Below are 12,507 nucleotides of genomic sequence, written 5' to 3' on the forward strand. Positions count from 1 at the left end.
ATTAACCTTAATCTAAGTAAGGCACTTTCACAATTGAGCAAATACTCTAATCTAGAGATAATCCCACATTTATCGGTAATATACAATTAACATGCACTACTTTGCAGCATAAATGCGTGAATGTGTTCAAAACATAGCCCACTACTTTGCATATGGCAATGATGTCCACCAGGCACTTCTAATACTCTCAAGTTATTGTAATAATTACTATACTTATCTAAGTTTTGTTTTACAAATGGATAACCTTGATCACCTAAAATTAATTGACATGGTGCAATTAATTCTTTTATTGCACCAATACATTGCGCTTCATCAAATCGAAAACCTGAGTGATTTTTAAGCTTAGGATCTGTCGTTAACTCAAACCCACTATGTATCTGTTGTATATTTCTGTCCATCAACAACGCAATCAGTTCATCATTTAAATCCGTTGTTTTTGCTCGTGCTTGAAAAATCTGCTGCTTTGAAGTGTATACTCGAGATTTTTTAGTGGTTAACCGTGCCCGGTTAAGTATGGCATTTTTTAGCTGCGAAGCGACTTCATTTGCTTGTGTGGTAACGCAGCCTATTCCTTCAATAAAAGAAACAGATTTAACATACTCGTTAAAGCAACTAGCAAATAGCCCTGCAACCATAGCGCCCATTGAATGCCCTACTAAGTGAACTTTTTTTAACTCAAGTGCTTTGATTAAGGCATAAACATCATCCACATAATCAATAAAGTAATAATGTGCTTGAGGACTTCGCCAAGATGATAGTCCATGCCCTGCAAAATCAATACAATACCATGTTTGATTTGACGGTACGTCAGTTAGCATAGGTGCAAAGCTAGCACTGTTATCTAACCAACCATGAAGTGCAATAACAACCTCTTCACCGTTACCAAATTGAAGGCCATGTATATCTAAGTCGTTAGCTTTTACAGAAAATGGTTGCAATGAAAACCTCTACTTTTTGTTTGGATATGGCAATAACATACAAGAGATAATACACAAATAATAGAACCGAGCTTATAGAACACATACTTAAATTGGAGATTTCATAAACATATTCATTTATTTATCTCGTCATCAGTATACAATAATAGTCGCTATTAAAATAAGTACACTTAAAGGGTACAAACAATGAAAAAACAGTTCGGCTTATTAGCGCTTTTATGTACAACAACAGGAGCATTTGCTCAAACAGCGCCTAAAAATGTTATTTATATGATTGGTGATGGCATGGGTCCTGCTTTCACAACCGCTTATCGATACTACAAAGATGACCCAACAACAAAAGAAATAGAAACCACCGTTTTTGATACCATATTAAAAGGCATGGCGCACACGTATCCAGATGACCATACCTATGTTACAGACAGCGCAGCAGGTGCAACTGCACTTAGCAGCGGCCATAAAAGTTATAATGGCGCTATTGCCGTCGATACAGCTAAAAAGCCTGTTAAAACCATGCTAGAAATTGCAAAAGAGCAAGGAATGACAACAGCGTTAGTAGCTACCTCACAAATAAACCATGCAACACCAGCAAGTTTTGCCGCACATAATGAATCAAGAAGAAACTACGATGATATTGCCAATGACTACATTGACAATAAAATTGCAGGTAAATTACCGGTTGATTTAATGTTAGGCGGTGGCACTGAGTACTTTATTCGTGATGACAGAAACTTAGTTGAAGAGTTTAAACAAGCTGGATATCAATACGGCGATGATATTCAAAACCTTGGTCAAATCACTCAAGTGCCTGCTATAGGTTTATATGCACCTAAAGGCTTACCATTTGCTCTTGATGAAAACCCAACAAGATTAAAGCAGTTAACTTCTAAAGCGTTTGATTTGCTTGATGGGCAAAATGATAAAGGCTTTTTTGTGATGATTGAAGGCAGCCAAATTGATTGGTGTGGCCACGCAAATGATATTGCCTGTGCAATGGCTGAAATGGATGATTTTGCTAAATCAATCGAAACGGCTAAAGCCTATGTAGATAAGAACCCAGACACTATTTTGGTGATCACGGCAGACCACTCAACAGGTGGTTTAACTATTGGTGCACATGGCCAATATAAATGGGAAACAGATGTCATCAAAGGTGTTAAAGCCACTGCGGGTACATTGACCAATTTGTTAATGGAGTCAGATAACCTTAAAAAGGTATGGCAGGAAAATACGAGCATTGGGTTTACAGCTGAAAACGAAATTAAGCTTAAACAAGCCAAAGCTATGGGTGAGAAAACCCTAAACTTAGCCGTTAAAAGCATCATTAATGACTTAAGCTTTACAGGTTGGACAACGGGCGGCCACACAGCGTCTGATGTACAAGTATTTGCTTATGGCAAAAATAGTGATGACTTTGTTGGCTCTCAAAATAATACCGATATAGCTAAAAAATTGATTGGTTACATAGAACAATAATCTCAGTAATGAAATTAAAAAAGCCCGAATATATTCGGGCTTTTTATTTGCTTATTTTTATTTTATACCAATTCTCTTATTTAAGTGATCTATTTTGAGGATTGGTATTAGCTAAGCGTATATATCAACACCAATTAAATTTTGAACTTCAGCTCTTCGCTCTAAATTAGCAAACTCAGTATAAGTCGAAATCGCTTTACTTACTTGGGCTGTGGGTTGATCGTAAATAGTTTGGCTGTATTGGTTGTCTTTGCTGTTCGCTTTTGTAAACTCTTTTGCAAGTTCAAGCCCTTCAGGGCTGCTTTTGACATAATCGGTATTAGTTTTTTGTGGTTTGGCTTGCTCTAGTACTCGTTCAGGCTGCACCGGAACTACCGAAGTAGAACGCACATTACCAGGTATATCACCTGTGAAAAAACCAGAACTTATAGGTAGCGACACAGCGCTTCTCCAACCAACAACATAACTAAATTATGATTTAAAATCGCTTAATTTGCAAACAACCGGGTTTATCTTATTCTCGGCCCGGTAATTTTTTCCATGTTACCGTGTCACGCACATACTTTGGTTGTGCATCACTGGCTTGTACACCCTTACCTGCAAGGTACTGCGCCTCTACTAGTGCCAACATATAGTGTGCATCCGGTAAGCTTATTTCTGACTGTATGGTTACATTATTAAATGCCGTTAATGAATCAGGATAACTTTTAAACCCCGTCCCTACGCCTGCAGCATCAATGTTTATATCTATCAAGGTTGCATCTAACAATTCAGGTTTGAATACTCGCTCTTCGCCTTTAAGTGTCATCAATCCATCTTTTGCTTGGTACTGAGCAAAATATATTTCTCCCATACGCGCATCAATACTAGAATAAACATCGTTAGCACCAAACTGTTCTAATGCCTGCTGTGCCATGACTGCTAAAGTAGATACCCCGACTAATGGTAAATTAGTTGAATACGCAAGACCTTGTGCAATGGCTACGCTTATGCGCACGCCAGTAAAACTACCTGGGCCTTGGCCAAATCCTATTACGTCTAAATCTTTTAGTTTACAACCGGCTTTTCCTAGTAGCTCATCAATAAGTGGCAGAATTTTTTGGCTATGCTGCTGCGGGCACTCTTCAAAATGATGAAACGTTTTACCCTGATAATGCAAAACAATTGATAATGCTTCTGTAGAAGCATCTAGGGCGAGAATATTACTTTTGATCATTTTTGTACTCAATTAATATGTTTTAAAAATGTATTGGCATCTTCTAAGCTTCGTGTACGGCGCATTGGCGGTAAACTCTTTAAAAATACTTGTCCATATTGGCGTGTAACTAAGCGATTATCGCAAATCACTAACACGCCTTTATCTTTGTTGTCTCTTATTAAGCGACCTACCCCCTGCTTTAATGCAATCACCGCTTGGGGTAATTGAATATGTGCAAACGGGTCTTTACCTTGCATTTGGCAATCCTGCATTTTGGCTTGCAGTAAAGGGTCATCAGGGGCAGCAAATGGCAGCTTGTCTATAATAACACAGCTTAAGGTGCTGCCTCGTACATCAACCCCTTCCCAAAATGACGCGGTGCCCAGCAATACTGCATTACCATGGCGAGTAAATTTTTCTAGTATAATTCGTTTAGACATTTGCCCTTGCATATAAACTGGGTAGTCCATTTGCGTCGTTAAACCCTCAGCCACTAAATGCATCATACGATAACTAGTAAATAACACAAAACAACGCCCCTTAGCCGACTTTATGAGCTCTAAAGTCAGTTTTACAATAGCATGAGGCATATTATCTTCATGAGATTGTGGTAAATAACGGGGTAAGCACAGCAACGCCTGATTGGCATAATCAAACGGACTATCCACCATCATACTTTGCTTTGGCTTTAAGCCAAGGCTTGCATTAAAGTGGCTCAGTTCATTGTCGACCGATAACGTGGCGGAGGTAAATACAAACCCCGCACCAGATTCTTTCATCATCAATGCAAATTTTGCCGATACGTTTAATGGCGTTATATTTATTGTTAAATAGCGCCTAGTGGTTTCGTACCAGTAACTAAACCCAGTTTGGGCGGTATCAAATACACGTTCTAACTGGCCTTTAAAAGCCAAAACTCGTTCAAACGGATGTTCTATTTTATCGCTGCGCTCTAAGCATAACTTTAAAACCTGATACACAAATTCTAAATCACTAATAACGCGATGTAATGCCGAGCAAATAAGCTTATTACTGAGCTTTTCGCGCCAATCGCCACGGCTACCATCTACCCCAAACTGCAACCTTAAATCAGCGACACTGGTTTCGAGTTTATTTAAACTTTTACCTAATTGCAGCATATCGGGGATTTCAGCGCGGTAAATAGCGCGCAAATCGTTAATTAAATCCACCAGCTTTTTGGTGCTCATTGTTTCGCCAAAATAGTCGCTGGCAATTTCGCTTAATTGGTGAGCTTCATCAAATATGTAGGCATCCGCATTAGGCATGAGCTCTGCAAAACCTGATTCCTTTACCGCCATATCGGCAAAAAACAAATGGTGATTTATTACTACAACATCGGCATCAGCCGCTTTTAAACGCGCTTTGCGAATATAGCATTCTTGAAAGTCAGGGCACTCTTTGCCTAAGCAATTATCAGCGGTTGAGCTTACATAAGGTAGCACTTTGGCGTCTTCTTCAATACCAATGCAATCGGCAAGATCACCGCTGTGGGTCTCACTGGCAAACTTTGCAACCATAGCAAGCTGATGCATAACATCAGGGTCGTCTGTTGGTACGTGTGCCACATGCTGAGTTAGTCGATACGTACACAAATAATTGGCACGCCCTTTTAACAAGGCCGTTTTCTTAGCAGCACCTAAGGCTTTTACTAATACCGGTAAATCACGATGATAAAGCTGCTCTTGCAGTGCTTTAGAACCCGTTGAGATGATGGTTTTACCTTTAGATTTAAGAGCGGGAGCTAAATAGGCAAAGGTTTTACCTGTGCCAGTGCCTGCCTCAACAACAAGTTGAGATCGGGTTTTTAATGCATCATCAACAGCCACCGCCATATCGATTTGAGGCTGGCGTGGTGTATATCCATCTATTGATAAAGCCAAAGGCCCGGTCGCACTAAACAGCTGTTTGATAATACCAATCACTTTGTAAAAAATAATAGCGGGATTCTACGTAAGCGAAACATCAAGGGCAAGTAATTAAGTTATATAATAAGGGGGGCATTGTCCCCCTATTAATTATTATTGTGCCGTAATAGATAAGGTAACTCCGCTTGCAGAACTATAGCCCTTTAAATCTATAAACCAAGTACCTGCTTGTGGGTTATCAATATTACAAGTTTCTAAATTACCATTTTTAAATGGCCTACATTGATAAACAGATTCTGTAGATGGGCTTGCAAAATTTACATATAAATCAGCATCTCCATTGCCGCCGCTAATGTTAACTGTGAATGACGAATAGCCAGCATCAAGATTTTGTGTGTATCGGCTCCAATTGTTTGCTGCTACCGAAATATTATTTTCTACACGATTGATAGGTTCTGCTGTGTTACCTTCGTTATAGCTACCGGTTAAAGAAACATTCGTAATCGCATTCCATGCTTGAACCATGACATAATAAACGCCCGCTTGGGCATTACCTATTTCACAACTCTCATTACTTGAAGAGGTTGTACTTTTACAATCAAAGCTTGTTAAGGTAGGTGCTGAATTAAATTTTACGTATAAATCGGCATCACCAGAACCACCGGATGTAATGAAGTTTAAGTTAGTCGCGTTGTCAGGTACGTTTAATGTGAATACACGTTCCGCTTTTGAACTTTCTGTTATACCGGCAACCGTAACACCGTTTTGTAATTCGTCGCCAATTGGGGGGATCACATCGCCTGCATTTTTTGCCATTTCCGATATGAAACTAACAGCTAATTTTGCAAACTTACTAGCATGATCAGCGTCAAAATTAGTGTCATTAATGGTGTGAATTAATCGATTTATATCAGCCATTTTCGACTCAAATGGCATAGATGCTGTAAACCCTTGTTGATACCAAGATGCGTGATCAGAACATCCATATCCACATTGGTCAAAACCGTAACTAACAGAAGGCAAATAAGTATCGATTAGCTGACCTAGAAACTGGTTTTGAGCATTTGTTGTGTAATCTGTCATCATCACAATATCTTCATTGCTACCGTTATTACCAGTCATATCAAACTGCACCATACCAACAACATTTTTTCCTTGTGATTTGTATGCTGAGGCAATCGCTTTTGACCCCCTCAAGCCAACTTCTTCAGCTGCAAAGCCCATTATTTGAATTGTTCTTTGCGGCTTGTAGTCATTATCAACAATTGCTCTTAGTACTTCTGATAATACAGCGATACCTGATGCATTATCATCGGCACCAGGAGAACGTCCATTTGTAGGGTTTGATTGGTTAATTGAATCTAAATGTCCACCTATGATAACAATTTCATCAGCTTTTTCTTCCCCAGGTATTGTGACTATAATCGACGACTGCGCCCAACTATGAGTAAAATATTCAACGCTGATATCGCTACGACTTGCCGCTAACTGTTGCCAATAATCTTTTAACCATTGAGATGCATCTATCCCAGTTTGAGTTGTATAGTAGCGATTGTAAAAGCTACTCATTGAATTAACAGTATTTGTTAAATTATTAGGGCTAATACGATTAATTAGTTGCTGTGTTGTTTGCGCATTATCAATATTATAATCAAAAGCTAAGGTGTTTTGGTTTTGCACAGCTGCCAACTGTTCAGTATATTGTTTTGCTTCATCTAGTGATTCATGCGCTACAAAACCACCACACCGATGGTAATTATCATGCATAAACTCACTCAGCTGTGCTACATCCGAGGTCTTAACCTTTAAAAAATTAACGGTATCTAGCTCAGTTGCATGAATAGTTAATGATTGATGTGATTTACTTACTGTTTTTTTAGTCTGCTGATAATGCTTTGCTGCAATAGGATCTATTGTCACCCATATATTTTCGTTGTCTTGTGCATACAGTGGTTGAACAATTAAGGCGCTAGCGCTAACTAACGCAATATTTAATAAACGTTTCATAAATTGATTCCTTTTAAATCAAGCTATATTCATAGAAAGTGATATGACTAAGATAAAAAAGGGAGCGGACGCTCCCCTAGGAATTGATTTAGTTAGCTTGAATAGTAAGCGTTACACCACTTGCATTGCGGTATCCTTGTAAATCAATGTGCCAAGTCCCTGCTTGTGGATTATCGATAGTACAACTTTCGTTATTGCCATTTTTATATGGGCGACAAACATAAGTATTTGTATCTGATGCTGCTCCAAAGTTTACATATAAATCCGCATCGCCACTGCCACCCGCAATTGAAACATTAAGTGAGCTATAACCTGAACCTAAACTTTGCGTAAATCGAGTCCAGCCTCCAGAGCTTACAGCTACATTTTCTTCAGTTCGATTTATAGGCGTTGTACCCCCAGTATCGCCATCATAACTGCCAAGTAATGTGACTCCTGAGATTTGATTCCATGCCTCAACCATTACATAATAAGTACCGGTTTGAACATTACCGATAGCGCAACTTTCATTACTTGTTGACGTTGTGCTATTACAGTCAAAGCTATTTAGCGTTGGCTTAGAACCAAATTTTACATACAAATCAGCATCGCCTGTTCCACCTGATGTGGTAAATGATAAGTTACCTGCATCTTGTGGCACATCAAGCGTAAAGAATATTTGTTGTTTGGCTGCACCGCTGATCCCCGTACGTGGGATGTCATTTGAAAGCGCTTCTATTTCGGAACCTGAATCACACGAACTACCAGCACTCAAACTAGAGTTTACACCAACAGCACTTAACGCCGCTTTTACGTCCTGTGTGTCGTAGTTTAGATCACAGGCTGCGTCCATAACACCATTACCGGCTATATCCCAGTTAGTACTGGCAGTCCAATACAGTTGATTAGCACGCGCCATCACTTCAAATGCTTTTTTTGTATTCCATCCAGCAGTCGTGGCTAGGTTATAAAACGCTTTGTTGTAAACACCTGAACTGTAATGTACATCCATACCACTAGTATAATCGCTTTGTTTATCAATCGAGCGCCCATCTTGTGTTGGATTATTCATGTATCGCAAAGCACCATTACCTTTGAATATGTCTTGACCTACAAGCCAATCATTACTTCCTTTCATGTAATACTCTGCAGCCTCACCTGCCATATCAGAAAAAGCTTCATTCAGCCCGCCTGATTTGCTGTTATAGATCAGACCTGAATTTTGCTCGGTAAACCCATGGCTTACTTCATGGGCTGATACATCTAAGCTTACAAGTGGATAAAATGTATTTTGACCATCTCCAAAAGTCATTGCACTGCCATCCCAAAATGCATTTTCATAATTGTTGCTATAATGCACTCTCATTTTTAATTGAAAAGATAATGGTGGCGTACCAATCCAATCGTTATACATGTTATAAATTACGTTGCCGAAATAATGTGCATCATTTAAAGGTGAGTAAGCACCATTAATTTCTTTAAAGGTATTCTCAGGACAGGTAAATGAATAAGCACTTGTTCCACTCGTCCCACCATTTAAATTAATAGTTCTAACGTTACTATTTTCCATCACGCAATTACTGCCCGATTGAGTTACATTCAAACTATCAAAATCAGTGCCATAAACATATTTGCCCGTCTTCAAGTTTCCACCTGGACCAGTCGCATCAGCATGTTGGAGGTTATCGATGCTAAATAGAATATCTCCATTGTTTGCATCAATAATTTGATAAGGTCTCGCAGGGTTTCGACCATAAGTTACATAAGACACCTCATAAACTAAATGAGCAGTACCTTGTTCGTCTAGCCAAATTGCTAGTTGAGATTTTTCATTATACTTTTTCAAATCAGCGGTTTTTATTGCTATATCTGATTGTTGCAACCCTTTTGTAATTGCTTTATTTTTACTTAACTTAGGAGTAACGCTATTAATATCTGTAGCAAGCTCATAAACAGCAGCGCCGTGAGAGTGTTTTAGCTGGCCATTTTTGAATGTTAAGCTAACGGTATCTCCTATAACGGGTAAATCGTTAAAGAACTGTTGATATCGTTTGGTTATATCTCCGTTTTTACTTTTAATTTCTTTTACTACGACTAATTTATTCCCTGACTCCAAGCCAATTTTTGCAGCTAGGTTAGTATCATTAAGTAATACAACACTACTTTGCGCTTTATTGATGTTATTTGACTGCTCACTAAGGTATTTTTTATTCGCAGCTACCGCTGCTGGTGCTTGTACTAGTGTAAAAGCTGCAAGGGTTGCTATTGTGATTTTTGATAAATTCACGGTTACGCTCCATTTTGTTTTGTTAATAGTATATTTATACTAACCGGCACTACCTGTTCCCGATTCAGGATCAGCGTAGGTCACAAAACAACCAAATGGAAATTAAACAAAAAATTTACAATTAAAGTATGAGCCAACAAAAATAAAGTATTAAAAATCAATGCAGAATGATTTTTAATTTCGTTTTAATGAATTTTAAATATTCAATTTGTAAATTTAAAGTTACAAAATCGAGATTGTAATTTGTAAAAAAGAAAGGCATGTAATAAGAATTACGAAAAAGTGGAGGGCATATTCAATTGTTATGCCCATGTATCGAGGTGTTTATCGTTACCATCTGTATTTTTATTATGTTCATCAGCATTTGTTGTCGATATTTTTTTTTGCTTTTCTATCTCTTTCTTTTTACGCTCTTCAAGTTCAACTTGTTTTGCTCTAGCGCTTTGTTGCACCCCTGCAATATGAAAAGCACCTTTAGATTCAAGCGCTAAACGGGTAATTTGCCCTAAATAGGGGATCATTATATCCATGTGTACCTCCAGCAGGTTAGGCGTAATTTTATAAATATAAAACTGTTGATAAATAACGCAATACTGTTAATGTTATCGGCAGCTGTAAAATATTCATTAAATTTTCTTGCCGTCATATCAATTAATACATTATTCAATATTGCTAAAATTAAGCTTTAAATGCGGGTAATAAAGCTCACAATTTTGATTAATAAATGCTGTTGGCATTACAGCATATTGACCGTGATCTTTTAAATATTCCATGTGCTTTTTACCATCTGTAGTAAATTGATGAAATAAAGAATGATTAACCCCATCAAAATCTAGCGGTTTTATTTTAACTAAGTCGCATAGTTCCTTATTAAAAGCAGGGGTCGATTTAACCCATTCACCTTCAATAAACTGCTCCACGTAAGCATGCATTGTAAACACTTCATTCTTTAGTAACTCATCTAATTTAGGAGTGCTCAAATGGTTACGAACATCAGCTAAACCTAACCGTGCAGGAATATCACAAGCTCGGCTTAATGCTATTTGTAATGATGCCTTTGGAATACAATATGCTGCTTTATTATTTAAGCAATAATCACTACTTAGTGACTTTGCCCCATCTAAAAGTGTAAAAGGATCATATTTAATTCCGTCTCTTACAAGGTAATATATTGAAACGGCCTTAGTGCGTTCGTCATTACCTTTTACCTTTTTTAGCCAGCTATTAATTTCATTATGCTTGTGATTGAAAAAAGCATCATTTTGTAAGTACTGCTTCAAACCTGTCCCCTTAATGAATGTATTTATTGTAATTACAGATAGTTTAACTATGTTTTTTAATAGTAAAAAAGCATTTTAAAACAATAACTTTAAAACTATATAAGTCTTTAAAGTATCTTTTAATGTTACTTATACAAAAATTAAAATACTATGTCTGCACAGGCATTTTAAATAGTCCGATTGGGCCATAAGAATTATGAAAAATATAGCAATTATTGCCTATGAGGGCTGCTGGGCTGTTAGCGTATTTTTAGCTAAAGATTTTTTTACCATTGTTTCTTTACTCGACACACATTACTCATTACCTCAAAGTTATAACGTAGAAATAATAACGACCGACGGTGCACCTATAACAAGCTCGAGTAATTCACTGGTTATTGCCGATAAGTCACTTACTGATAAGCAGTATGACTTAGTTATTATACCGCCGATAGAAGGTTCTAAATTAAAAAATATGCCACGGGGCACTGAGTTAATTATTGAATGGTTAAAACCTAAAATAAGTAGTAATACGTCTATTCTTTGTTTAAGTAATGGCTCTTATTTTTTAGCGGCAACAGGTAAATTAAATAAAACGGTGATTGCTACACATTGGAGCTTAGTCAAGCCGCTAAGTGGATTATTTCCTGATTGCCAATTTATTAGTCATAAATCGTATTTAAGAAAGGGAAATATATATACAACGGGCTCTTTTGAAGCGGGTATTAGCGTACTTTTAAGCCTTGTTGCTCGAGACAAAGGCGATCGTTTTTCTCAGCAGTGCGCTACTCATTTACTTATTTCTGACTCTGGTAAGTTAAACCTTATTTTGCCTCAATTTAATAATCACAGAGACGAAAAAATTAACGAAGTACAAGATTGGATTCATAATTACTCAAGCAGTGTAGTCACTATCAATAAATTAGCAAAACAATTTAACTTTAGTGAGCGCAATTTAAAAAGGCGATTCTCACAAGCAACAGGTATATCAATCAACAAGTATGTACAAGAAGTGCGCATAGATAGAGCCAAAAAACAGTTATTAGCAACAGATAAAACCGTGAACGAAATATCAGTCGATGTAGGATATGAAAACAGTAGCTTTTTTTCTCGCTTATTTAAAAAAAGCACAGGGTTAACACCTGCAAAGTGGCGTAAAAATGATTAATCAACTTTGTTTAAATAATGATTTAAGCCCAAGAGTTCAATTCCATCATCATTTTAATTACCGTTTTTTTGTGATTTAGTTTGCTCTTTATAAAGCACTTCGTTTTTTCTTTTTTGTAATTCAAGTTGTAATTTTTGGTAGCTGCACCGTTTTACACATCTGCGATATAAGACATACCTTTAGACTCATACTACAAACCGATTACTTTATCCAAATAAGTGGGCATCATAGCTATGCGTACCCCCTTCAAAAATTCAGTCTATTGATGAATGAAAATCAAACAATTCATGTAACACTAATTTAAATGGG

10 protein-coding genes are annotated in these 12,507 nt (G+C 37.4%); 2 read left to right on the forward strand and 8 right to left on the reverse strand.

Annotated features, from left to right (window positions below):
- Nucleotides 1-86 precede the first annotated feature (86 nt).
- Nucleotides 87-938, reverse strand: a complete 852-nt coding sequence (locus tag AC0VZ5_RS16140; RefSeq protein WP_198522600.1) for an alpha/beta fold hydrolase — start codon at nucleotides 936-938, stop codon at nucleotides 87-89.
- 186 nt (nucleotides 939-1,124) lie between these two features.
- Here AC0VZ5_RS16140 and AC0VZ5_RS16145 point away from each other — a divergent pair, with 186 nt between their 5' ends.
- Complete coding sequence (locus AC0VZ5_RS16145; protein ID WP_475474951.1) at nucleotides 1,125-2,414, forward strand: alkaline phosphatase; 1,290 nt, start codon at nucleotides 1,125-1,127, stop codon at nucleotides 2,412-2,414.
- Between the two features lie 111 nt (nucleotides 2,415-2,525).
- Here AC0VZ5_RS16145 and AC0VZ5_RS16150 read toward each other — a convergent pair whose 3' ends face one another.
- From AC0VZ5_RS16150 to AC0VZ5_RS16180, 7 genes are all read right to left on the reverse strand, one after another.
- Nucleotides 2,526-2,855 (reverse strand): hypothetical protein, encoded by a 330-nt coding sequence (locus AC0VZ5_RS16150; protein WP_475474952.1) that lies wholly within the window; start codon nucleotides 2,853-2,855, stop codon nucleotides 2,526-2,528.
- 73 nt (nucleotides 2,856-2,928) lie between these two features.
- On the reverse strand, nucleotides 2,929-3,630 hold the full coding sequence (tsaB, locus tag AC0VZ5_RS16155; protein WP_138606520.1) for a tRNA (adenosine(37)-N6)-threonylcarbamoyltransferase complex dimerization subunit type 1 TsaB: 702 nt from the start codon (nucleotides 3,628-3,630) through the stop codon (nucleotides 2,929-2,931).
- 8 nt (nucleotides 3,631-3,638) lie between these two features.
- Nucleotides 3,639-5,555 carry a DNA repair helicase YoaA gene (locus AC0VZ5_RS16160; RefSeq protein ID WP_178957123.1) on the reverse strand — a complete coding sequence of 639 codons (1,917 nt, stop codon included), beginning with the start codon at nucleotides 5,553-5,555 and terminating at the stop codon, nucleotides 3,639-3,641.
- A 96-nt stretch (nucleotides 5,556-5,651) separates the two neighbouring features.
- The gene (locus AC0VZ5_RS16165; protein WP_475474953.1) at nucleotides 5,652-7,505 is read right to left on the reverse strand and encodes a M28 family metallopeptidase; all 1,854 of its coding nucleotides are present in this window, start codon (nucleotides 7,503-7,505) and stop codon (nucleotides 5,652-5,654) included.
- A gap of 88 nt (nucleotides 7,506-7,593) precedes the next feature.
- Nucleotides 7,594-9,771: a M4 family metallopeptidase gene (locus AC0VZ5_RS16170; protein WP_475474954.1), complete on the reverse strand. Its 2,178-nt coding sequence runs from the start codon at nucleotides 9,769-9,771 to the stop codon at nucleotides 7,594-7,596.
- A 302-nt stretch (nucleotides 9,772-10,073) separates the two neighbouring features.
- On the reverse strand, nucleotides 10,074-10,301 hold the full coding sequence (locus tag AC0VZ5_RS16175) for a hypothetical protein (RefSeq protein ID WP_178957126.1): 228 nt from the start codon (nucleotides 10,299-10,301) through the stop codon (nucleotides 10,074-10,076).
- Nucleotides 10,302-10,430: 129 nt separating this feature from the next.
- Nucleotides 10,431-11,051 (reverse strand): transglutaminase-like domain-containing protein, encoded by a 621-nt coding sequence (locus AC0VZ5_RS16180; RefSeq protein WP_178957127.1) that lies wholly within the window; start codon nucleotides 11,049-11,051, stop codon nucleotides 10,431-10,433.
- 196 nt (nucleotides 11,052-11,247) lie between these two features.
- On the opposite strand from AC0VZ5_RS16180, the gene AC0VZ5_RS16185 reads away from it, so the two are divergent.
- On the forward strand, nucleotides 11,248-12,198 hold the full coding sequence (locus AC0VZ5_RS16185) for a GlxA family transcriptional regulator (RefSeq protein WP_475474955.1): 951 nt from the start codon (nucleotides 11,248-11,250) through the stop codon (nucleotides 12,196-12,198).
- Nucleotides 12,199-12,507: the final 309 nt, after the last annotated feature.

It is taken from the genome of Pseudoalteromonas sp. QJM3NY_12 (genome assembly GCF_056173165.1).